A 21971-nucleotide genomic window follows, 5' to 3' on the forward strand; every position below is an offset into this window, starting at 1 on the left:
TGGCGGCATCCCTTCCTCTCCCACCCTTACCAACCCGACACAAGAACGGTGATCACAATGAAGTGGAACAACAAGGCGACCGCACTGACGGTCTTCGGCATGGCAGCGACCCTGACACTCGCGGGCTGCTCGGGCGGTGCAGCCTCGGGCGGCGCGTCCGGCGGCGCCGAGGACGGGTACAAGATCGCGTTCGTGCAGGGCGTCGCCGGAGATGAGTTCTACATCTCCATGCAGTGCGGCATCCAGGACGAAGCCGCCAAGGAAGGCGCCACCGTCACCACCCAGGGCCCCGAGAAGTTCGACCCGACCCTGCAGAAGCCGATCGTCGACGCGATCGTCGCCTCTCAGCCCGACGCTCTGCTGATCGCCCCCACCGACGTGTCGGCCATGCAGGCGCCGATCGCGGCTGCGGAGGCGGCGGGGATCAAGGTCGTCCTCGTCGACACGACGCTGGAGGATCCTTCGGGTGCGGTGTCGCAGATCTCGTCCGACAACGAAGGCGGCGGAGCGGCCGCGTTCGAAGCCATCCAGGAAGCCAACCCGAACGGCGGCAAGGTCCTCGTCGTGTCCACCGACCCGGGTGTCTCCACCACCGACGCCCGCGCACAGGGCTTCGAAGACGCCGTCGCCAAGGACTCGAAGTTCGAATCCGTTGGGGTGCAGTACTCGCACAACGAGCCCTCCACCGCCGCGGAGATCGTCACCGCCGCGCTGCAGAAGGACCCCGACATCGTCGGCATCTTCGCCGCCAACCTGTTCGCCGCCGAAGGCTCCGCCACCGGCGTCCAGCAGGCCGGCAAGCAGGGCTCGGTCACCATCGTCGGTTTCGACGCCGGCCCCGCCCAGGTGAAGGCCCTCGAAGCCGGCACCGTCCAAGCCCTCGTCGCCCAGGAGCCCGCCACCATCGGCTCCGACGGTGTCAAGCAGGCCATCGCCGCGCTCAAGGGCGAAGCCACCGAGGAGAAGATCCAGACCGGATTCACCATCCTCACCAAAGACAACATCGCCACCGACGGCGCCGACGCCGTCTACAAATCCAGCTGCTGACCCCCCGGATGCCGGGACCTCGCGCCCTCGCGCCGGGTCCCGGCATCCACCCTCCCCGCGTGAGTCGCCCGACTTGGCCGCTTCGGTCCGCCTCGAAGCGACACACTGCGGCAACTCACGCGCACCGCACCCCCGGATGCCGGGACCTCAAGCACGACGCCGAGGTCCCGGCATCCACCCTCCCCGCGTGAATTGCCCGACTTGGCCGCTTCGGTCCGCCTCGAAGCGACACACTGCGCCAACTCACGCCTCGAAACCACGGAGCCCCGCATGACCGATCTCACCGCCGACGCCCTTCCCTCGCTCGCGGCGAACGTCTCCGTGCCGACCTACGACCGTTCCGCCGTGCGGGCGCGGATCGTGCACTTCGGCGTCGGCGGGTTCCACCGCGCGCACGAGGCGATGTATCTCGACCGCCTGCTCGAGGCCGGTCACACCGAGTGGGGCCTGTGCGGCGTCGGCGTGCTCTCGTTCGACGCCCCGATGCGCGATGCCCTTGCCGCGCAAGACGACCTCTACACGCTCGTGACCACCGCCCCCGACGGCTCCTCCACAGCCCGCGTGGTCGGCTCGATCGTTCAGTACCTCTTCGCCCCCGACGACCCCGAAGCCGTCGTTCGAAAGCTCGCCGATCCCGACACGGCCATCGTCTCGCTCACCATCACCGAGGGCGGCTACGGCATCGACGACGCGACGGGCACCTACACGCCCCGCGACGAATTGACCCTCGCCGATCTCGACGGTTCCGCTCCCCCGCGCAGCGTCATGGGTCTGCTGACCGAGGCCCTCCGTCGACGCCGGGATGCCGGCATCCCCGCCTTCACCGTCATGTCGTGCGACAACATCCAGGGCAACGGCCACGTCGCCCGCGCGGCGCTGCTCGGGTTCGCAGAGCATCGCGACTCCGAGCTCGCCGCCTGGATCGCCGAGAACGTGTCGTTCCCGAACTCCATGGTCGATCGCATCACCCCGGTCACCACCGACGAGACACGTGCCGCGATCGTCGAGGAGTTCGGCATCCGGGATCGCTGGCCCGTGCGCTCCGAATCGTTCGAGCAGTGGGTGCTCGAAGACGCCTTCCCCGCGGGTCGGCCCCCGTTCGACGAGGTCGGCGTACAACTCGTCGTCGACGTCGAGCCGTACGAGCTGATGAAACTCCGCCTGCTCAACGCCTCGCACCAGGCGATGAGCTACCTCGGGATCCTCTCCGGCGCCGAGTACGTGCACGAGGTGTGCACCGACCCGCTGTTCGTGTCGTTCCTGCAGGGGTACATGCACCACGAGGCCATCCCCACCCTTCGCCCGGTGCCGGGCATCGACCTCGACGCCTACTGCGACCAGCTCATCGAGCGGTTCGGCAGCGAGGCCATCCGCGACACGCTCGCGCGACAGGTCGTCGACGGCTCCGACCGGCTGCCGAAGTTCCTGTTGCCGGTCGTGCGCGAGCAGCTCGCCGCCGGCGGACGCATCGACCACGCCGCCCTCGTCCTCGCCGGCTGGAGCGTCTTCCTCGAGGGGCGGACCGAGTCGGGTGAACCGACACCCGCGGTCGACAGCCGCCTCGACGAGCTGCGCAGGATCGTCGCCGCGGACCCCGCGTCACTGCTCGACTATGCGCCCGTCTTCGGCGACCTCGGGCAGAACGTGCGTCTGCGCGAGGCCTTCCTCGCCGCGCGCGCTTCGTTGACCGGGCACGGGGCACGCGGGGCGATGGCCCAGGTCGTCGGCGCCTGACCGCGGTCGGTGGGCGGGCCTCGGTCCCTTCCGCCCGCTCAGGAACGGCGCCGAACGCCCGAGTGACTGCGCCCCGCACCCACTTACGGGCTCGAGAACCTCACGGCACGCGGGGGCGACCGCGACCAGCGGATGCGAGACGGACTCAGGAACCCGCGACGCCGGCTCGACCATCGTGCGCGTTCGCCCGCGGCGACAGCACGCGCAGGAACCCCGCGATGGCGTCGTGGAAACGCTCGGGTTCCTGGTTGGCCTCGTTGCAGTGACCGCTCGCGTCGAAGGCGATCAGCTCGGCATCCGGATGCCGTTCGACGTACGCCTCCGACCCCGAGAACGGCACCACGGGGTCGACGCGACTGTGCAGGATCAGCGTCGGGATGCGCGGCCCGGGGCGGTGACCGCCCACCCAGGTGAGCGCGCGGGCGTCGACGGTCTCGATGAGGCCGAGCGCACGGGCGCCGATCGGGCTGCCCAGCACGCGCATCGACGCGGCCGCGATCGAGCGCGGGAGGTGGGCTCCGGCGACGGCGTTCTCGACGACCCGCGTCCAATCCAGCGCCGGGGCGACCAGCACGAGTCCGGTCACCGTGCCGCGGTGGGGTGACTCCTCGAGCGCGAGCATCGCGATCGTCCCGCCCATCGACCACGCCACCAAGACGATCTCGCGGGCACCGCTCGAGATCGCGTAGGCGATCGCGTCGTCCACGTCGCGCCACTCGCGCGTGCCGAGGCTCGAGGGAAGGGTGTCGGCGGGCGCGCACTCCTCGTCGCCCGCGTACGACACCACGAGCGACATCCACCCGGCATCCGTCGTCGCCGGTGCCGAACGGAGGGCACCGTTGCGACTGGAGCGCAGACCGTGCACGTGGATCGTCCACCGTCCGTCGGCCGCTCCCCGATCGCCGATCTCCCACGCCGCGGCGGTTCCGCCGCGACGAAGCGGAACGGCGACATGGCGGGTGGGGCCGACGTCTTCGGGGGCGTCGATGTTCTGCGACGTCCACGCCGCCACCGCATCGCCGTCGCCGAGCCCCTCGGGCCGGGCGAGGATCGTGCGGACGACCCTGTCGCGATCGACCCGCACGATGTCGCCCACCATCAGGTGCGAACCGTCGTCGAGGCGCAGCCCGTACGTGCCGGGTTCACGACTGTCGGCGGTCGCGGGCACCGACACCGTGTCGCCCTCGATGGTGACCGGTGCGAAGACCTTCGGCGCGCGCGGAGCGACGAGTCGGCGGGCGACGTACCCGGCGAGGGCGGTGTGGGCGGCGAGGACCGTGCCCGCGGCGACGGCGGTCCCGACGGCGATGGATCGGATCATGCGCGAACTCCCGTGGGCTGTCGAGTGAGGTGGGCGTCGACGTCGTCGAGCAGTGCACGCTGTTCGGCGGTCAACGGCGATGACGTGGCGATCGCGGCGTCTTCGACGGCGACCCGCAGCGCGTGGAGCCTGCTGTCGACGGGGGCGTCGGACGACACGGTGGCCAGGCGCTGCACGCCTCGTTGGCGCGCCAGATCGCCCAGACGTCGCAGCAGTCTCTCGCCCCGGCGACGGATGCACGTCGCCGCGCGCGACGCCCGCAGCATCCCCACGACGAAGGCCACGACACCGGGGTAGAACAGGGGGTCGAAGAGGGCGCCCACCACGTCGTTCGACTGGAAGAACCGGGTCATCGTGAGATCGACGATCTCACTGACGCAGCCGAGGACGATACCGACGGCGCCCGCGCGGAAGAACGGCCGCACACCGGGGAGCGACCCCTTCGCCGAGCGGAAGAGGAGTGCCCCCACCAGCGCGATCCCCGCCATGTGCACGACGCCGTAGAGCCACGCGCCCGTCGAGGTGACCGCCGCGTTCTCGACGAAGTGGAACGACGACGACCCGCGCTCGGGCATGGCGACGAAGAAGACGACGGCGAACAGGATGCCGAGGAACGCGGGGAAGCTCCACCGCAGCGTGTGCACCCGCGCGGTGACGGGGGCGGTGCCCGCCTGGATGCCGAGCCACAGCGACACCATCGTGAGGACGTTCTGCACGAGCTTGAGCACGTTCGTCCCGCCGAGCAGCGCATCGAGCGCGGGGAGCGGGATGATCGTCCCCTGCGTGAGCAGTGCGATCACGCCGACCAGCGCCCCCAGCCAGCCGATCCGCGCCCGCGGGAACCGCCATGCCGCGCGCGCCCGACCGACGACGACCGCCAGGAGCCCGGCGAGCGCCACGTCGATCAGGACGACGGTCACCACGATGACTCGGCGATGCGCGGGGTGCCGTAGAGCACGCGGGCGATGACGTGCGCGACGTGCTCGGCGACCAGTTCGGCCTCGAACTCGGGAGTGGTCAAAGTGGGGTCGTCGTGGGGCGACACCGAGGACCGCTCGTGCAGCGCGCCGCTGCAGTGCTCGTCGTCGAGCAGGTGACCGAGCTCATGGGACGCGGCGAACTGGCGGTAGAGCGCCGGATCCGACGCCCGGACGTGGATGCTGCCCTCGCGCCGATCGGCGAAGACGGTGAGGAAGCCGGTGAGCGTGCCCCACCCCCGGGTGTCGGTCTCTTCCACCACGCGGAGGCGGATGTCCACGGCCTTCTCGACCGCGCGGACGATGTCGGCGAAGTCCATGCCGCCCGTGATGCCGGCACGCTCGACGGCGCGATCCGTGCGCGCGCGCACGCGCCGCATCATCTCGCCCGCTTCCCCTCCGCCGTTCATCGCGTGGGCGGCCCGCTGCGCAGCGACTGAGCGATGGCCCGCAGGGCATCGGGAGACATCTGCCCGAGGGCCCGGAACTGGATGCTGCTGGCGCCCGCGGCCCGCATGGCCTCGCGCAGTTCGAGCTCCGCCTCGGTGCGGTCGGTCACGGTCTCGTCGGTGTAGTCGGTGAGGTACTCGGTGGGGACGTCGGCCCAGTGCGTGATGAGGCGCAGCACCTCTTCATCGAGGACCACGGTGTGCGAGGCGGCGGCGAGCAGCGTCCGGGCGTTGTCGGACAGCAGCGGGTCGATCTCTTCGAGGTGACGCACCAGCTCGTCTTCGGTGGAGGCCTGGCTCTCGATCAGACGGCGGACGCGGGTGACGAGCGGACCCGCGGGCACGCGCATCTCGATGCGCGTCGTCGTCTCGGGGCTCGCGACCTCTTCGGGCGTGACCCCGAGGGCGGCGGCGAGGGCTTCGATGTCGTTCGTGTTGTACGGCAGCGAGAATCCGGCTCGCGACTGGTAGTAGCTCTTCGTCATTCCGGCGCGACTGAGCAGCTCGCCGACGGTGAGCCCGTTCGCTCTCCGCAGGCGGTCCACATTCGCCACCACTCGACGGGAGTACCGGGAGGGTGGTCCGACAGCGCCGCGACCCACGTGACGATCGTAGACGACCGGGACACGCCCGATGGTTGTAATTACAAGCAGAGCACGGGTGCTATTTACGGAGTGCTGTGATTGTATGGAACGAGCCCGCGAGCGAGTGGGTCGGGGGGACCCGCCGCTCGCGCGGGCCGGACGCACAGCCGACCGGCCCACCTCCGCGGCGGGCGCGGCGTCATCGGGGGGCGTCGCGCTCGCTCGCTCACCCGCCGCGCCCGCCGCAGAGGCTCAGGCGATCCGCCGCTCTCCCGGCCGGATGACCCGCCACCACCGGTGCCCGTACCCGTCGAGCGACACGTCGAAGCCGCCGCGCTCGAGCGTCTCGGCGCCGGAGTCGTCGTCGAGGAGGTTCACGACGCTCCAGCCCCCGGCATCCGCACCCTCGATCTCGAGGCGGAACGTGCGACCGTCGGGTGCGAAGTTGTGCGCCGCCACGAACATGCCGAGCTCGCTCGTCACCGAGTGCGCCAGCACGCACGTGTGCGGTTGATCCAGGATGCCGAGCTCCCCCCACCCGATCTCGGGCGAGGCGCGGTAGTGCCGCACGAGGTTCTGGACGAATCGCAGCATCGAGCCGGGATCGTGCCGCTGCTGCGCCACGTTGACGTGCTGCGGACCGAAGCCGCCGGGCACGATGTCGGCGATGAGCTCGTCGGCGGGTGAGAAGCCGGCGTCGTCTGCTCCGGTCCACTGCATGGGGGTGCGCACCGCAGCCCTGCTGCCCTCGATCGTGGGGTTCTCGCCCATGCCGATCTCTTCGCCGTAGTAGAGCACAGGCGATCCCGGCAGCGAGAACATGAGGCTGTAGACCATGCGGATGCGACGCGGATCGCCCTCGAGCATCGACGGCAGGCGTCGCGTGATGCCGCGCCCGTGGATGCGCTGACCCTCCTCGGGGGCGAAGGCGGAGAAGACCTCGTCGCGCTCGGCCGGGCTGAGCTGGTCGAGGGTCAGCTCGTCGTGATTGCGCACGAAGTTGCCCCACTGATTGCCGCGGGCGATCGCGGGCCGCGACTCGATCGCCTCGCGCAAGGGCGTGGCATCCTGTCTCGCGAGGGCCAGGTACAGACGCTGGTTGGCGACGAAGTCGAACTGCATCGTCAACTCGTCGCCGTCGGCGTCGCCGAAGAAACGCATCTGCTCGTCGTACGGCAGGTTGACCTCGCCGAGCATCATCGCGTGTCCGCGGCGGCGCGAGACGTATCCGCGCAGCTCCCGCAGGAACTCGTGCTCGGGGCCGTCGTCGCCGTCGATGACGAACGGCACGGCATCCACCCGGAAACCGTCGATGCCGAGCTCGAGCCAGAAGCCGATCGCCTTCGCGATCTCTTCGCGCACCTCGGGGTGGTCGGTGGCGAGGTCGGGCTGGTGCCGGTAGAACGAGTGCTTGTAGTACTGACCCGCTGTCTCGTCGAAGAACCAGACACCGTCTTCGACGTCGGGGAACATGCTGGCGGGGGCATCCGCCGGCACGTCGTCGCGCCACTGGTAGAAGTGCCGGTAGCGGCTGTCGGGGCTCGTGCGGGCCTCCTGGAACCACGGATGCTGGTCGGAGGTGTGGTTCACGACGAGGTCGACGATCACGCGCATGCCGCGATCGTGCGCGGTACGCAGCACCTCCACCATGTCGCCCAACGAACCGTAGCGGGGGTCGACGCCGTAGTAGTCCTCGATGTCGTAGCCGTTGTCGCGCTGGGGCGAGGGGTAGAACGGGGCCAGCCACAGGCAGGTCACGCCGAGCTCGGCGAGGTGGTCGAGTCGCTGCGCGAGACCGCGCAGGTCGCCCACGCCGTCGCCGTCGGCGTCGAGGTACGTCTTGACGTCGAGGTTGTAGAAGACCGCGGTCTTCCACCACAGATCGCTCGTGTCGGTGAGTCTCATGCCGTCACCCCCGTCCGGGCGTCGGTGCGGCGCGGAGCATGCGGGAAGGTCGTCATCGGAGCCCTCTTCTCGGGAGCGGTGGCGTCGGTCCCCTCCGTTCTATCCGGCGCTCCTGATCACCGGCGGGCTCTTGCCCCGGGTCCGGTGATGTGCGTCGGTCGGTGGCGCCTGCCCGGCAACCGGGCGCGACAGCCGACACAGGCACGCCGCAGCGTCAGAGGCGGCAGGATTCCCGCTCGACCAGCGACACGTCGATGACCGTGACCTCATCGAGCCCGAGACCCGCGTCGGGCTGGAGGCGCGCGAAGACCCGCTCGGCGGCGAGCGCGCCGATGCGGCGGGGGTCCTGGTCGATCACCGTCACGGCAGGCGTGAGGGTGTCGGCCATGGGGAAATCGCCGAAGCCGACGAAGGGCAGCGGGTTGGCGCGCAGCACGTGCGCGAGCGCCATCGACGAGCGGGCGTTCGCCGAGAAGATCGCGGTGGGCGGCTCGTCGAGCGCGCGGAGCCTCTCGAGAGCGGATGCCGCGGTCTCGCGGTCGGACACCTGCGAGGCCACGAGACGCTCGTCGATCTCGACCCCGGCCTCGCGCAGCGCCCGGCGCCACCCCTCGACGCGTTTGGTCTCGGTGGAGAGGTGGACCATGTCGCCGAGGTAGGCGATGCGACGGTGCCCGTGCGAGAGCAGGTGGGCGGTGGCGAGGTGGGCTCCGGCCTCGTCGTTCTCGGTGAAGGTGTCGGTCATCAGACCCGCGGGGGCGCGGTCGACGAAGACGATCGGGGTGTGCCCGCGCCACCGCTCGAGCCACGAGTGGTCGGTGCCGACCGGGGCGATGACGAGTCCGGTGAGCTGACGACCCAGCAGCGATTCGAGGGCGGGGCGCTCGTCCGACGGGTCTTCGCCCAGGCTCGTGACGAGCGTGGAGAGCCCGTGCCGACGGGCGGTGTCTTCGACCGCGCGCGCGATGGCGGCGAAGAAGGGGTCGACGACGTCGGGGACGGCCACGCCGATGACCGAGGCTCGTCCCGCGCGGAAGGTGGTGGCCAGGGCGTTGGGCACGTAATTGAGATCGCGCATCGCGGCCTCGACGAGCGCCCGGGTGTCGGGCAGCACGTGGGGGTCGTCGTTGAAGACCCTCGAGACGGTCTTGGTGCTCACACCCGCGCGCTGGGCGACGTCGCGCATCGTGGTCACGAGGCACCTCCGGAATGTGGGCGAGTGGCGGCTTCGACGTGCAACCCTATCGGGCGGTCACCGTCGACCCGTGCCGGGCCGGCGAGGGCCGACACCGCTCCCCGCCGGGCGGAGGGGGTGCCCGTCCACCCGACACCGTGGCATCCATTTCCCGCCTGCACGCGCGGGATCCTCGACCGACGGGAGTCGGGCGCGGTCATGGACGCTTCCGGTGCCGGGCGGTCGGACGCATGTCAGCGACCGTCGACGGCGTCGGCGAGCTCGCGCAGGCGCGGCAGGGCGCGGCCGGAGAGCAGCTCCTCGCGGCGACCGGCGTCGATCGAAAGGCTGTCCTTCCACAGCGACCGGCCGGCCATCGCGCCCGAGGCGCCGTTCGCGACGGCGGTGCGCACCTGCTCGATGAAGGTCTCGTGGTCGACACCGGCCGACAGCACGGCCCACGGCACGCCCTGGGCGACCTCGGTGACGCGGGCGCTGGCCTCGGCCGAGCCCGGGTACTGGAGCTTCAGGATCTTCGAACCGCACGCGACGGCCAGCGCGGCACCGTCGACGACGAGGTCGGCGAAGTTCGCCTTGTAGTCCTCGTCGCTCTCGTCCTCCAGCTGGTAGGTGAGCAGCTCGACGATGAGCAGCAGCCCCTCGGCCTCGCAGGCGGCGACGAGGTCGCGGATCTCCTGCGCGACGCGGGAGTCGGCATCCTGCTTGTCGGGGCGCGTGTAGTAGAGCATCTTCGCGACGGTGCCGCCCATGTCGCGCACGGTGCGCGGGGTGACACCCGGCACGAAGCGCGTGTACTTCAGGCCGTCGACGGTCTCGAATCCCGAGGCGTCGAGGCCCACGACGAGTCCGGTGTCGCGGTCGAGAACACCGTCGTCGACGATCTGCGGCAGCGCGACCTCGGGGTCGAGCAGGATCGCGGGGGCGTGGTTGGCGAGGTGACGCACGAGGTCGGCCTTCACCGCGGCGAGCTCTTCGCGCGAGATGGCGTCGGAGCCGTTGGGGGCGTCCTTGATCGCGGCCTTCATGCCGTTGCGCTGGTCGGCGGCGACGATGAGCATGTGTCCGTCGGGGGTGCTGATCGACTGGAGCGCGCGGCGCTCGAGCGTGGTGAGTTCGTTCATGATCTCTCTTCTCTGGGGTTCTCTCCCGCGCCCGGTTGCGGGCGGGATGCGGTGGGGGCGGTGGTCAGGAGGGGACGGATGCCGTGACGAGCCGCCGTGCCATGTCGGCGGCTCCGAATGCGACGTCCTGCTCGCGGGTGGACAGGGACGCATCGGGCAGCACCTCGGCGCGGGCGCGGCGGACGCTGGCCATCCCCGCCCACCCGCCGGTGAGGGTGGAGCGGGTCGCGGGCGCGATCTCGCGGTCCATCGCGGCGATGAGGGCGGCCACCTCGTCGTTGCTGTGCCGCAGCACCGCGCCGAAGATCTCGGCCGGTGAGGCTTCGGTGTGCAGCGTCAGCCGCAGCACCCCGTCGTCGTTGCGGGCACCGGTGACCTCGATGGCACCGGCCGGCAGCTCGCCCTCGTAGGGCAGGGCCATGACCGCGGCATCCAGCGCGTCACGACCGGCACGGTCGCTGATCCCTGCGGCGTGCAGCGCACGTCGCAGGAGGAGCCCGGTCTTGACCCCGGCGACGAGCACGTGCTGGCCGGGTACGACGTGGCGCACCTCGTTGATGAGCGCGTCGGCCAGACGCCGGCGGGCGGCGAAGCCCAGCGGCGCATCGAGCACGCGCAGCAGCACCTCGGCGGTGCCGAGCGAGACGTGGTAGCTCCCGGCATCCAGGGTTCCGTTGGCTTGCGCGGCGACGAGGTGGTCGTGCCCCGCGACGGTGAGGGCGGCGCCCGCGACACGCGGTCCGAAGGCATCGGATGCCGCACCCCAGGGCAGGCCGCCACCGCGGAGCGGCGGAAGCAGGGCGTCGTCGACACCGAGCGCGTCGAGCATGGCGGGCCAGGCTGCGCCGGAGTCCTGGTCGATGAGCCCGGTGCGCGAGGCGAGGGAGAGTTCGAGGGCGACGTCGCCTCCGAGGGCTGCGACGACGAACTCGGGCAGGTCGAGCCAGCGGAGTCCGGCGAGGTCGGTGCCCTGGTCGCGCAGCCAGGCGAGCTTGGCGACGCTGACCTGCGCGCCCAGCGGCAGCCCGGTGCGGCCGGCGAACTCCTCGCGCACCGCCTCCGGGAACGCCGCGATCTGTTCGAGACCGCGCGGGTCGAACCACGCGAAACCCGGGCCCGCGGCGGCGCCGTCGGCGTCGATCAGGATGCCGGTCTCGCCCATGCCGGCGACGGCAAGAGAGATGAGCGGCTCGGTGGTCCGGGACGCGAGCTCGGCGTCGACGAGGTCGATGAGGGCGCGCACCGAGGTCAACAGGTCGCCGGCGTCGATATCGGTGGTGCCGCCCTCGCCGACGCGCCACGGCGTGGGCACCTGCGCACCGGCCATCTCACGTCCGGCGTCGTCGATGACGAGCATCTTGATGGCGGTGCTGCCGAGGTCGAGCCCGCCGTGCAAGCGGGATGCCGCGGAGCCCGAGGTCGCCCCCGCCCCGCCGAGCCGTGACGTGGTCGCGGCGTTCGACCCCGAGGGGTCCGCCAACGCATCGGCCAGGATCATGTCACCGGTGTCTTGCATGCGCGGCCGTCCTTTCCGGAACTTCTCTCAGTCCCGGAATTCCCAGCATGACACCGGTGACTTGCTACGTCTATGGTGGGGGTATGCCGACGCCGTGTCAAATGCCCGAATCCCTCGCCGTCGTCGTCGCCGGAACCGCCGGCAGCGGCAAGAGCACGCTCGGTCGGGCGATCGCCACGAGCCTCGGTGCACCCCTGGTCGACCTCGACAGCGTGACCACGCCGCTGCTCGACGCCCTGCCCGACGGCGTACTGGGCGAGCACTGGCTCACCTCTCCGCACGCCCCCGCGATCCGCGCCGGGCGCTATGCCGCCCTGCGCGCCACCGCCGCCGACGCCCTCTCCACCGCGGGACGCGTGGTGGTCGTGGCCCCGTTCACCGCCGAGCTCGCGGGCGGTGCCGAGTGGGACGCCCTGCGCGAGGCGATCGCCCCCGCCGAGCCCCGCGTCGTGCACGTCGACGGAGATCCCGCCGTGCTGGCATCCCGTCGCTCGTCACGCGGCGCCTCGCGCGACGCGCACCGTCCCGACACCGCGCCCGTCGCCCCGGCGATCGCCGTGACCGCCGTCGACGCCGAGCTGTCGACGGCGCAGCAGCTGGCCCGTGTGTTGCCGGCGCTGGGGATCCGGCGGCCGGTCGACGCGGACGCCGAGATCTTCGGGCGCGAGTTCGACGCCGTGCTCTTCGACCTCGACGGCACGCTGGTCGACTCCACGGCATCCGTCGTGCGCTCCTGGCGGCGGTTCGCCGAGCACTTCGAGGTGTCGATGGAAGCTCTGCACGCCAACCACGGCCAGCCCGCGCGCACGCTCGTGGGTCACCTGCTACCCGCCGACCGGCACGCCGAGGCGCTCGCGCACGTCACCGACCTCGAGGTGACGGATGCCGTGGATCTCGATCCCATCCGCGGAGCCGCCGCCTTCTTCGCGTCGGTGCCCGCCGCACGCCGGGCGATCGTGACGTCGGGCTCGGTGCCGATCGCGAACGCCCGCCTCGCCGCGGCCGGCTACGACCGTCCCGACGTGTTCGTCACCGTCGACGACGTCGAGAACGGCAAACCCCACCCGGAGCCGTTCCTGCTCGCCGCAGCCCGCTTGGGCGTCGACCCGGGGCGCTGCCTCGTGGTCGAAGACGCCCCCGCCGGCATCGCCGCCGCCCGCGCCGCGGGATGCGCCGTGCTCGCCCTGACCGGCACGACCGCCGAAGAGCAACTCACCGCGGACCTCGTGGTCGACGGATTGGACGCCGTACTGCTCGAGGTCACGGCATCCGGGGCGCTGCGGTTGGTGCCGGCCCGCTCCTGACGACGGGGCGTCGCCGACCCGGCCGAACCAGGCCCCCAGGCGGTGCCCGCGGCTTCCCGATCGGCGGGCGTCTCCGCGGCGGTACCGACGACGTAGAGGAGAACGAACGTCGATATGACGACACCTTTCACGTGGTTCTCGAGCGGGGTGACGGGTTAGGGGCGTGGGAGGGCTTTCATGGAGTTGTTGCGGGGGTCGTGGGTCAGTTCGGCAAGGCCGAGGGCTTCGAGGAGTGGTGGCAGGTACATGCCGAACCGGCCGCGGTACCCGTTCCGGAGCCCGTACCACCCGCCCCTCGGGTTGTCGTCCGCTCGCCCGAACCACTCGACGGTGCCCGGCTGGGCGGGTTTCTTCTCGTCTGCCGCACCGAGAAGCACCCATCCGTCGTGTTCGAGCAGCCAGGCGTGGAGGTCGTCGATGGCGGTCGCGTCGTACTTCAGGGTCGTCGAGCCGACCTGGCACACCAGGACCGGGGGCGTCACCGTGTCGTCAACGAACATCGTGTAGGCCGACGTTCCCGGTGCGGTGGCCAACTGCCACGGGTCCTCGGGGGTTCCTGTTCCGGAGGTCATCAGAGGTGCACCTTTCTGCTCGGCCGGTGGTTCAGCAGACCATCAGCCATGACGCACATCCCCGGAAACGGGGCGACGGAGAAGACCTTCCAGACAGGTCACCGTGCTGGGTCGTGCCGTTGCGGCGAACTTTCCTCTCTCACCGAGCGCCTGTCAAGGGACGTCTCTCACACCGCAGATCGGCACGGGCGGTCATCCCCGTGCAGCAGGTCAACGAGGCCTTCGACGAGATGGTCGCCAACGACATCCGCTTCCGCTTCGTGATCGACAACAGCACCCTGGATGCCGACCGCGACAGCGCCGCGGAGCTGCCCGCGTCGCAGTGAGTGACGAGAGGGGACGCGTCCGCCGGACGCGTCCCCTCAGCGCGTCGCCTTCTCCAACAGCTCCAGCACGTGCACGTACGACTCCCCCGTCGCCTTCGTCATGCCGAGTTCGCACGTGCGGTTGCACGACGCGAAGGCATCCGCGCCCCACTCGGCGACCTCGGACGCCTCGGGAGCGGTCGCGGCCTCCGTGAGCTCGGGGTGCAGCATGCCCCGGTCGCCCGCGTACGCGCAGCACCCCCACGAGTCGGGCACTCGCACCTCGGTCGCGACCGCCTCGCCCAGCGCGCGCAGGGCCGGATCGATCCCCAGCTGCGTCGACGAGCACGTCGGGTGCAGGGCCAGCAGGTCGGCGACCGGCGTCGGGGTGAGACGGGGAAGGAGAATGGATGCCGCGAACGCCACGGCATCCACCACCTCCACGCCCTCGTCGCGCAGCGTTGCGGCGAACCCTTCGGTGCAGCTCGACGCATCGCACACCACCGGCAGCGCGCCCTCGCGGGAGGCCGCCCGCACGGCGGCTCTCACGCGGGCGGACATCGTCGCGTGCCCCTTCGCGTAGCCCTTCGACGACCAGGGGGTGCCGCAGCACAGCGCATCGATGCCGTCGGGCACCACCGCCGAGACGCCCGCCCGTTCCAGCAGGCGGGTGAACGCCGCGGTCGCGCCGATGCCGCCCTCCGGACCGAACATGCTCCCCACGCACGCGGGGAGGAACACCGCGACGGGCTCCACACCCGCCGCGCCGACCCGAGACCCCAGCGACCGCCGCGATGTCCCACCCGCGGGCAGCTCCGCCGAGTACCGCGGCACGGTGTCGGTCCCCAGCACCGTGCGGGCGGCATCGGTGATCGTCCGCACGGCGGGTGTCGGCAGGGCGGAGGCGACGGTCAGCGCCGCGGATCCCGCCCGGGTCACCGCGCCCCACCCGGTCGCCGCCGCCGACCATCCCGCGGCGAGCACGGGATTGGCGTCCTCCCGCCGGAAGCGCTTCATGAGCGTTCCGGTGTTGATGAGCACGGGGCACGCCGTCTGGCACATGCCGTCGACGGCACAGGTCTGCACCCCGTCGTAGTCGTAATCGTCCTGCAGCGCGGTGACGAGCGCTCCGTCACCGCTCTCTCGGGCAGCGGTGACCGCCCGCCGCACGACGATCCGCTGCCGCGGGGTCAGCGTCAGCGAGCGGCTCGGACACACCGGCTCGCAGTAGCCGCACTCCACGCAGCGGTCGGCCTCGGGCTCGATCGACACCGGCGCCTTGAGGTGGCGCATGTGCGCCCCGGGGTCGTCGTCGATGATCACCCCCGGGTTCAGGATGCCGCTCGGGTCGAGCAGACGCTTGAGCTCGACCATCACGTCGTACAGCTCGTCGCCGTACTGTCGGCGCACGTACGGTGCCATCGCCCGCCCCGTGCCGTGTTCGGCCTTCAGGTTGCCGCCCGCCGCCAGCACGAGGTCGACCATCGCGTCGGTGAAGCCCTCGAAGCGCCCGAGCGCCTTCGCCCCCTCGAAGCGGTCGGTGAGCATGAAGTGGATGTTGCCGTCCTTGGCGTGACCGAAGATCACGCTGTCGTCGTAACCGAACCGCGCGAACAGCTCCTGCAGGCCCGCGCACGTGTCGGCGAGACGCGCGACGGGCACGACCACGTCTTCGAGCAGCGCCGTCGTGCCGCTCGGCCGTGCACCGGCGACCGAGGCGTAGAGGCCCTTGCGGAAGGTCCAGGCGGCGGCACGCTCGGCGGGGTCGCTCGAGAACACGGCGGGGGTGCGCAGATCTTCGCCACCCAGCACGCGCGAGCCGCTGTCGGCCAGAGAGCGCAGGGTGTCGAGATCGTCCGCGTGGTACTCCACGAGCAGCGCCGCCTGCGTCGTCGCCTCGAAGCCGTGGATAGCGGCGGGGGTGCCGGCCAGACGCTGTCCGACGCGGAGCGAGGTGGCATCCATCAGCTCCAGCGTCGCCGCCCCCGTCGACACCAGGGCGGGCAACGACCGGGTGGCCGCGTCCAGCGTGGGGAAGACCGCGAGCGTCGTCGCGATGGCCGGGCGGATCGGCACCGTGCGGAACGTCGCCTCGGCGACGAACGCGAGCGTCCCCTCCGACCCCACCGCGAGGTGCGCGAGCAGAGCCGCCGGGGTGTCGAAGTCGAGGAACGCGTTCAGGGCGTACCCCATGGTGTTCTTCATCGCGAACTGCCGCTCGATGAGCGCGACGCTCGCGGCATCCGCGACCACGCGCTCGCGCAGGCTCATCAGTCCGTCGACCAGCGCGGGTTCGCGCGCCCGAAGCACCGCATCGGCATCGGGCGCCGCCGTGTCCACGACGGTTCCGGATGCCAGCACCAGTACGAGCCCCTCGAGGGTGCGGTACGAGTTCTCGACCGTGCCGCACGCCATGCCGCTGGAGTTGTTCGCCACGACTCCCCCGATCGTGCACGCGGCCTCGCTCGCCGGGTCGGGTCCGAGACGGTGCCCGTGCCGCCGCAGTCGCGCATTGACCTGGCGCACCGTGGCCCCGGGCTGAGAGCGCACGCGGCGTCCGCCGTCGAGCACGTCGATGCGTCCGAAGCCCTGCCGCACGTCGACGAGGAGTCCCGCCCCCGACGACTGCCCCGACAGGCTCGTCCCACCCGAGCGGAATGTGACAGGGGTACCGGATGCCGTGGCCCCCCGCAGGATCGCGCCGACCTCGCGCGCGTCGGCGGCGATCACCACGGCATCCGGGGTGAGGAGGTAATGCGAGGCGTCGTTGGCATAGGCGACGCGGTCGATCGCGCGGGTGCGGATGCGCGCGACGTCGGCGACGGCCGCGGCGATCTCCGGGGCGATCTCGGCGGCTGCCAGGGTCATACGTCGTCCTTCGATGTGTGCGGGCGGCGGGAGTGCGGACCGGCGGCGTCGCGCCCGTCGCCGGTGCCGCGTACGACCGCGCTCATGCCCGCGCCTCCTCGGTCAGCGCGCGCGAGAGATCGGGAGACGTCTCGACCACGGCCCGGATGCCGAGCGGCGGCCCCGCGACGATCGTCGACGCGTGCGCGACCGCGTGCGCCCCCCATTCGGCGGCCGAGGCGGCGGCGACGGCGAGCGGGTCGGCACCCCCGGCCGTGGCGGCCGGCGTCCGCGTGAGCCCGAGGAGGAACCCCGCGAGGGCCGCATCCCCCGCCCCCGCGGTGTTGGCGACGAAGGGGGCATCGGCGCGCGCGAAGACCGCGCGGTCGGCCGTGACCGCGATGAGGCCGTCGGCACCGAGGCTGGCCAGCACGGTCGTCACCCCGCGCGACACGATCTGTCGCGCCGCGGTGACCACATCGCCGAGGATGTGGAGCGGACGCCCCACCGCCGCCGACAGTTCCTCGGCGTTGGGGGTCAGCAGGTCGACGCCGATGGGGTCGGCGAGCAGCGCGTCGAGGGCTGCCCCGCTGGTGTCCACCGCGATGCGCGCCCCGTGTTCCCGCGCCACGGCGCGGACCGCGGCGAGATCGACGAGCTCACCGGCACCGGCGAGTTCGGGCAGGCTGCCCGAAACGACGAGCCACGGCTCGGGGCGAGCGGCGAGTTCCGCGCTCAACGCCGAGACCGCAGCATCCCAGGCCTCCGGCGACAGCGGCGGGGTGGGCGCGTTGACCTTGGTGGTGGCGCCGTCGGCGTCGATGATCGACGTGTTCACGCGGGTCGCCCCCGGCACCTCGACGATGCGCAGCAGGGGGGCGGTCAGCCCGCACCGGGCGAAGCGCACGTCATCGGCACCGAGCACGACCACCGCGGCGGTGTCCGCGCCGCCGGCGGCGAGGGCCGCCGAGACGTTGACGCCCTTGCCGCTCACCTCGCGCGTGTAGCTCTCGGCCCGGGTGAACGACCCGCGGCGCAGCGCTCCGATGCGGTAGGTGGCGTCGATCGCCCCTGCCGCGGTGAGGGTGACGATGCCGGTCATGCGCCGCGTCCGGTGATGACGTCGAGCAGTCGATGCACTTCGCCCGCGACCGCCGTGCGACCCGGCGCGAGCCAGCGGCGGGGGTCGATGGCATCCGGATCCCGTTCGAGCTCGCCGCGCACCGCCGCCGTCAGCACGGTGTTCAGGTGCGTGCCAATGTTGATCTTGCGCATACCCGCGCGGACGGCCCCGTCGATGCCCGCGTCGGCGACCCCGCTCGAGCCGTGCAGCACCAGCGGCACCGGCAGCGCGGCGGCGAGCTCGGCGATGAGGTGCTCGTCGAGCCGGGCACTGCGCTCGCGCATCGCGTGCTCGCTGCCGACGGCGACGGCCAGGGCGTCGACCCCCGTGGCATCGACGAAGCGCGCGGCCTCGGCGACGTCGGTGCGCACGCCGGGAGAGTGGGCGCCCTTCCCGCCGATCTCGCCGAGCTCGGCCTCGATCCAGCCGCCGGCGGCGTGCACGCGGGTGGCGACGGCGGCGGTGCGCTCGAGGTTCTCGGCGTCGTCGAGGTGGGCCGCGTCGAACATGACGGAACGGATGCCGACGGCCAGCGCCTCATCGACGAGCGCTTCCTCGGTCGCGTGGTCGAGGTGCACGACGACGGGCACCCGTGCGCCCTCGGCGAGGTGCAGCGCGGCGGCGGCGGCGGGCGCCAGGCCCCCGTGGAACGCGATGGCGTTCTGCGACAGCTGGAGGATGACCCCGCTGCTCGCGGCTTCCGCGCCGGCGACGATCGCCTCGGCGACCTCGAGGGTGATGAAGTTGAAGGCCCCGACCGCGCGGTGCGCGGCGAGCAGTTCGGGCATGTCGGCCAGCGGCACGGAGGTCCTTTCGAGGCGCGCGTGAGTTGGCGCAGTGTGTCGCTTCGAGGCGGACCGAAGCGGCCAAGTCGGGCAATTCACGCGGGGAGGGAGGGTGGATGCCGGGACCTGGCGCGAGCGCGCGAGGTCCCGGCATCCGGGGGTGCGGTGCGCGTGAGTTGCCGCAGTGTGTCGCTTCGAGGCGGACCGAAGCGGCGATGTGGGGCAATTCACGCGGGGAGGGGGTGGATGCCGGGACCCGGCGCGAGCGCGCAGGTCCCGGCATCCGGGGGGTCAGCAGCTGGACTTGTAGACGGCGTCGGCGCCGTCGGTGGCGATGTTGTCTTTGGTGAGGATGGTGAATCCGGTCTGGATCTTCTCCTCGGTGGCTTCGCCCTTGAGCGCGGCGATGGCCTGCTTGACACCGTCGGAGCCGATGGTGGCGGGCTCCTGGGCGACGAGGGCTTGGACGGTGCCGGCTTCGAGGGCCTTCACCTGGGCGGGGCCGGCGTCGAAACCGACGATGGTGACCGAGCCCTGCTTGCCGGCCTGCTGGACGCCGGTGGCGGAGCCTTCGGCGGCGAACAGGTTGGCGGCGAAGATGCCGACGATGTCGGGGTCCTTCTGCAGCGCGGCGGTGACGATCTCCGCGGCGGTGGAGGGCTCGTTGTGGGAGTACTGCACCCCCACCGACTCGAACTTCGAGTCCTTGGCGACGGCGTCTTCGAAGCCCTTCGCCCGCGCATCCGTGGTCGAGATGCCGGGGTCGACCGAGACGACGAGGACCTTGCCGCCGTTGGGGTTGGCCTCTTGAATCGCCTCGAACGCGGCCGCTCCGCCGCCTTCGTTGTCGGACGAGATCTGCGACACCGCACCCGAAGGATCCTCCAGCGTCGTGTCGACGAGGACGACCTTGATCCCCGCCGCCTCCGCAGCCGCGATCGGCGCCTGCATGGCCGACACGTCGGTGGGGGCGATCAGCAGAGCGTCGGGCTGAGAGGCGACGATCGCGTCGACGATCGGCTTCTGCAGGGTCGGGTCGAACTTCTCGGGGCCCTGGGTGGTGACGGTGGCGCCTTCCTTGGCGGCTTCGTCCTGGATGCCGCACTGCATGGAGATGTAGAACTCATCTCCGGCGACGCCCTGCACGAACGCGATCTTGTAGCCGCCATCCGAACCGCCCGAGGCGGATCCCGATGACGAGCCGCCGGAGCACCCGGCGAGGACGAGGGTGGCTGCGGCGCCGAGGGTGGCGAACGCGAGAACCTTGCTGTTCCACTGCATTGTGATGACCGTTCTCTCTTGGTGTGGTGTCGGATGCCGTGGCGTCAGCCCCGACGTCCTCCACTGACGAACTTGCGCCAGAGGCTTTGGGTGTTACCGCGGGTCGCCGCGGTGCGGCGGACCTGGTCGACGTATACGGCCGTGATCAGCACCGCGCCGACGGCGACCTGCTGCCAGAACGGCTGCACGCCGGTGATGACGAAGCCGTTCTGCAGCACCGCCGGGATGAACAGACCGACGACGGTGCCGAAGATGGTGCCGACGCCCCCGAAGAGCGAGGTGCCGCCGATGACCACGGCCGCGATCACGTTGAGGTTGGTCTGCGACTGGCCGGCGATCGCCGTGGTCGAGAACTGCGAGAGGGCCAGGATGCCGGCGAGCCCGGCGAGCGCCCCCGACAGCGTGTAGACCGAGATGAGGTGGCGGTCGACCTTCACGCCCACGCGACGAGCGGCCAGCTCGCTGGAGCCGACGGCGTAGGTGTAGAGGCCGAACTTCGTGAAGTGCAACACGATCGCCCCGATCACGACCACCACGAGGGCGATGACGCTGATGATCGGCAACGAGCCGAAGACGTTGCCGTACCCGATCGAGACCGTCAGCACGGTGGGCACGTCGCGCACGTCGACGCCGCCGGTGAGGATCTGCGCGAGACCGAGGGCCATACCGAGCGAGCCCAGCGTCACGATCAGCGGCGGGATCTTCGCCTTGGCGATGAGGAAGCCGTTCAAGAGCCCCCAGCACACGCCGCTGAGGATCGAGACCAGGATGCCGATGGTCGCGACACCCCAGCCCTCGCCGCCGAGCGCGCGCATGACCAGGGCCGAGACGACGCCCGAGAACACCAGGACCGAGCCGATCGAGAGGTCGATGCCCGAGGTGATGATGATGTACGTCATGCCGACGCCGAGCACCGCGAGGATAGAGGCGTTCTGGATGATGAGGCGGAAGTTCGACCACTGGGCGAACGAGTCCGGGGCCAGCGCGCTGAAGATCAGCACGATGACGATGAGGATGATGAGGATCTGGAAGGCCTGCGCCTTCAGGAGCCCCATGAAGAAGTTGGGCTTCGAATCGTCGAACGTCCCGATCGCGACGGTCTCGGTGGGAGGGGTCCTGACGCTCATTTCTGGTCGTCCTTCGTGACGGCGCCGGTCATGAGCCCGACGAGTTCTTCCATGGAGGTGTTCTTCGCGTCGATGTTGGCCACGCGGGTGCCCAGGCGCAGGACTTGGATGCGGTCGCATACGTCCATCACGTGGGGCATGGAGTGGGAGATGAGCACCACGGCGATGCCTTTGTCGCGGACGCGGCGGATCGTTTCGAGGACGTTCTTGGTCTGACGCACGCCCAGGGCGGCGGTGGGTTCGTCGAGGAACACCAGGCGTCCGGCCCAGTGCACGGCGCGGGCGATGGCGATCGCTTGACGCTGCCCGCCGGACATCTCCCCCACGGGGGAGGTGAGGGAGCGGACGGTGGCGCCGAGTTCGTCGAACGCGGCGCGGGAGGCGACGGCCATGTCTTTGGTCTTCATGAACCCCAGCGCCCCGGCGAGTCCGGGGCGGCGGATCTCGCGGCCCAGGTACATGTTCTGCACCGGGTCCAGGTGGGGGGCGAGGGCGAGGTCCTGGTACACCGTTTCGATGCCGAGGGCGGAGGCGACCTGCGGGTTGGACATCTCGATCGGGGTGCCGTCGAAGAGGATCTCGCCCTCGTCGATGGCGAGGTTTCCCGACAGGGCCTTCACCAGCGTCGACTTCCCGGCACCGTTGTCACCGATCAGGGCGGTGACCTCCCCGGGATAGACCTCAAAATCGACGTTGTTGAGGGCCCGGACATGACCGAACTGACGCGACAAGCCGCGCGCCTGCAGCACCGGGACGGCGGTGGTGACTGACGACATCG

Annotated in this window: 19 protein-coding genes; 4 read left to right on the forward strand and 15 right to left on the reverse strand. The window is 71.1% G+C overall.

What is annotated here, in order from left to right:
* The first annotated feature begins 57 nt into the window (after positions 1 to 57).
* Positions 58 to 1047, forward strand: a complete 990-nt coding sequence (locus FHS07_RS15275) for an ABC transporter substrate-binding protein (protein WP_183420734.1) — start codon at positions 58 to 60, stop codon at positions 1045 to 1047.
* A 270-nt stretch (positions 1048 to 1317) separates the two neighbouring features.
* On the forward strand, positions 1318 to 2781 hold the full coding sequence (locus FHS07_RS15280; protein WP_183420735.1) for a mannitol dehydrogenase family protein: 1464 nt from the start codon (positions 1318 to 1320) through the stop codon (positions 2779 to 2781).
* A gap of 145 nt (positions 2782 to 2926) precedes the next feature.
* Here FHS07_RS15280 and FHS07_RS15285 read toward each other — a convergent pair whose 3' ends face one another.
* The 8 genes from FHS07_RS15285 to FHS07_RS15320 form a co-directional block, all read right to left on the reverse strand.
* Positions 2927 to 4102, reverse strand: coding sequence for an alpha/beta hydrolase (locus FHS07_RS15285; RefSeq protein WP_183420736.1), 1176 nt, complete (start codon positions 4100 to 4102; stop codon positions 2927 to 2929).
* Entirely contained in the window at positions 4099 to 5022 is a 924-nt protein-coding gene (locus FHS07_RS15290; protein ID WP_183420737.1) for a hypothetical protein, read from the reverse strand. The genes FHS07_RS15285 and FHS07_RS15290 overlap by 4 nt, the downstream gene beginning before the upstream one ends.
* Complete coding sequence (locus tag FHS07_RS15295; protein ID WP_183420738.1) at positions 5019 to 5450, reverse strand: hypothetical protein; 432 nt, start codon at positions 5448 to 5450, stop codon at positions 5019 to 5021. The genes FHS07_RS15290 and FHS07_RS15295 overlap by 4 nt, the downstream gene beginning before the upstream one ends.
* 35 nt (positions 5451 to 5485) lie before the next feature.
* Positions 5486 to 6082: a helix-turn-helix domain-containing protein gene (locus tag FHS07_RS15300; protein WP_183420739.1), complete on the reverse strand. Its 597-nt coding sequence runs from the start codon at positions 6080 to 6082 to the stop codon at positions 5486 to 5488.
* A gap of 282 nt (positions 6083 to 6364) precedes the next feature.
* Positions 6365 to 8017: an alpha-amylase family protein gene (locus FHS07_RS15305; protein ID WP_183420740.1), complete on the reverse strand. Its 1653-nt coding sequence runs from the start codon at positions 8015 to 8017 to the stop codon at positions 6365 to 6367.
* 214 nt (positions 8018 to 8231) lie between these two features.
* Entirely contained in the window at positions 8232 to 9203 is a 972-nt protein-coding gene (locus tag FHS07_RS15310; RefSeq protein ID WP_246383696.1) for a LacI family DNA-binding transcriptional regulator, read from the reverse strand.
* A 242-nt stretch (positions 9204 to 9445) separates the two neighbouring features.
* Positions 9446 to 10333: a tagatose-bisphosphate aldolase gene (locus tag FHS07_RS15315; protein ID WP_183420742.1), complete on the reverse strand. Its 888-nt coding sequence runs from the start codon at positions 10331 to 10333 to the stop codon at positions 9446 to 9448.
* Between the two features lie 64 nt (positions 10334 to 10397).
* On the reverse strand, positions 10398 to 11849 hold the full coding sequence (locus FHS07_RS15320; protein ID WP_221189512.1) for an FGGY family carbohydrate kinase: 1452 nt from the start codon (positions 11847 to 11849) through the stop codon (positions 10398 to 10400).
* A gap of 101 nt (positions 11850 to 11950) precedes the next feature.
* Here FHS07_RS15320 and FHS07_RS15325 point away from each other — a divergent pair, with 101 nt between their 5' ends.
* The gene (locus FHS07_RS15325) at positions 11951 to 13153 is read left to right on the forward strand and encodes an HAD-IA family hydrolase (protein ID WP_183420743.1); all 1203 of its coding nucleotides are present in this window, start codon (positions 11951 to 11953) and stop codon (positions 13151 to 13153) included.
* Positions 13154 to 13308: 155 nt separating this feature from the next.
* On the opposite strand, the gene FHS07_RS15330 is transcribed toward FHS07_RS15325, so the two are convergent.
* A complete protein-coding gene (locus tag FHS07_RS15330) occupies positions 13309 to 13725 on the reverse strand; it encodes a DUF6855 family protein (RefSeq protein WP_183420744.1) in 417 nt (138 codons plus the stop codon).
* A gap of 200 nt (positions 13726 to 13925) precedes the next feature.
* Here FHS07_RS15330 and FHS07_RS16730 point away from each other — a divergent pair, with 200 nt between their 5' ends.
* Complete coding sequence (locus FHS07_RS16730; RefSeq protein ID WP_281369424.1) at positions 13926 to 14051, forward strand: hypothetical protein; 126 nt, start codon at positions 13926 to 13928, stop codon at positions 14049 to 14051.
* A gap of 36 nt (positions 14052 to 14087) precedes the next feature.
* Here FHS07_RS16730 and FHS07_RS15335 read toward each other — a convergent pair whose 3' ends face one another.
* The 6 genes from FHS07_RS15335 to FHS07_RS15360 form a co-directional block, all read right to left on the reverse strand.
* Positions 14088 to 16898, reverse strand: coding sequence for an FAD-binding and (Fe-S)-binding domain-containing protein (locus FHS07_RS15335; protein WP_183420745.1), 2811 nt, complete (start codon positions 16896 to 16898; stop codon positions 14088 to 14090).
* An 82-nt stretch (positions 16899 to 16980) separates the two neighbouring features.
* On the reverse strand, positions 16981 to 17979 hold the full coding sequence (locus FHS07_RS15340) for a 1-phosphofructokinase family hexose kinase (RefSeq protein WP_183420746.1): 999 nt from the start codon (positions 17977 to 17979) through the stop codon (positions 16981 to 16983).
* Positions 17976 to 18803 (reverse strand): class II fructose-bisphosphate aldolase, encoded by an 828-nt coding sequence (locus FHS07_RS15345; RefSeq protein WP_343054736.1) that lies wholly within the window; start codon positions 18801 to 18803, stop codon positions 17976 to 17978. Before FHS07_RS15345 ends, FHS07_RS15340 begins: the two co-directional genes overlap by 4 nt.
* Positions 18804 to 19076: 273 nt before the next feature.
* Positions 19077 to 20066 carry an ABC transporter substrate-binding protein gene (locus tag FHS07_RS15350; RefSeq protein ID WP_183420747.1) on the reverse strand — a complete coding sequence of 330 codons (990 nt, stop codon included), beginning with the start codon at positions 20064 to 20066 and terminating at the stop codon, positions 19077 to 19079.
* Positions 20067 to 20110: 44 nt separating this feature from the next.
* Positions 20111 to 21193: an ABC transporter permease gene (locus tag FHS07_RS15355; RefSeq protein WP_183420748.1), complete on the reverse strand. Its 1083-nt coding sequence runs from the start codon at positions 21191 to 21193 to the stop codon at positions 20111 to 20113.
* Positions 21190 to 21969 (reverse strand): ATP-binding cassette domain-containing protein, encoded by a 780-nt coding sequence (locus FHS07_RS15360; protein ID WP_183420749.1) that lies wholly within the window; start codon positions 21967 to 21969, stop codon positions 21190 to 21192. The genes FHS07_RS15355 and FHS07_RS15360 overlap by 4 nt, the downstream gene beginning before the upstream one ends.
* Positions 21970 to 21971: the final 2 nt, after the last annotated feature.

Source organism: Microbacterium proteolyticum (assembly GCF_014192415.1).
In the GTDB taxonomy this organism is placed as follows: domain Bacteria; phylum Actinomycetota; class Actinomycetes; order Actinomycetales; family Microbacteriaceae; genus Microbacterium; species Microbacterium proteolyticum.

Coding starts and splice junctions, on each gene's coding strand:
- FHS07_RS15275 (WP_183420734.1), top strand. CDS start 58: ATGAAGTGGAACAACAAGGCGACCGCACTGACGGTCTTCGGCATGGCA.
- FHS07_RS15280 (WP_183420735.1), top strand. CDS start 1,318: ATGACCGATCTCACCGCCGACGCCCTTCCCTCGCTCGCGGCGAACGTC.
- FHS07_RS15285 (WP_183420736.1), bottom strand. CDS start 4,102: ATGATCCGATCCATCGCCGTCGGGACCGCCGTCGCCGCGGGCACGGTC.
- FHS07_RS15305 (WP_183420740.1), bottom strand. CDS start 8,017: ATGAGACTCACCGACACGAGCGATCTGTGGTGGAAGACCGCGGTCTTC.
- FHS07_RS15310 (WP_246383696.1), bottom strand. CDS start 9,203: ATGCGCGACGTCGCCCAGCGCGCGGGTGTGAGCACCAAGACCGTCTCG.
- FHS07_RS15315 (WP_183420742.1), bottom strand. CDS start 10,333: ATGAACGAACTCACCACGCTCGAGCGCCGCGCGCTCCAGTCGATCAGC.
- FHS07_RS15320 (WP_221189512.1), bottom strand. CDS start 11,849: ATGCAAGACACCGGTGACATGATCCTGGCCGATGCGTTGGCGGACCCC.
- FHS07_RS15325 (WP_183420743.1), top strand. CDS start 11,951: ATGCCCGAATCCCTCGCCGTCGTCGTCGCCGGAACCGCCGGCAGCGGC.
- FHS07_RS15330 (WP_183420744.1), bottom strand. CDS start 13,725: ATGACCTCCGGAACAGGAACCCCCGAGGACCCGTGGCAGTTGGCCACC.
- FHS07_RS15335 (WP_183420745.1), bottom strand. CDS start 16,898: ATGACCCTGGCAGCCGCCGAGATCGCCCCGGAGATCGCCGCGGCCGTC.
- FHS07_RS15340 (WP_183420746.1), bottom strand. CDS start 17,979: ATGACCGGCATCGTCACCCTCACCGCGGCAGGGGCGATCGACGCCACC.
- FHS07_RS15350 (WP_183420747.1), bottom strand. CDS start 20,066: ATGCAGTGGAACAGCAAGGTTCTCGCGTTCGCCACCCTCGGCGCCGCA.
- FHS07_RS15355 (WP_183420748.1), bottom strand. CDS start 21,193: ATGAGCGTCAGGACCCCTCCCACCGAGACCGTCGCGATCGGGACGTTC.
- FHS07_RS15360 (WP_183420749.1), bottom strand. CDS start 21,969: ATGTCGTCAGTCACCACCGCCGTCCCGGTGCTGCAGGCGCGCGGCTTG.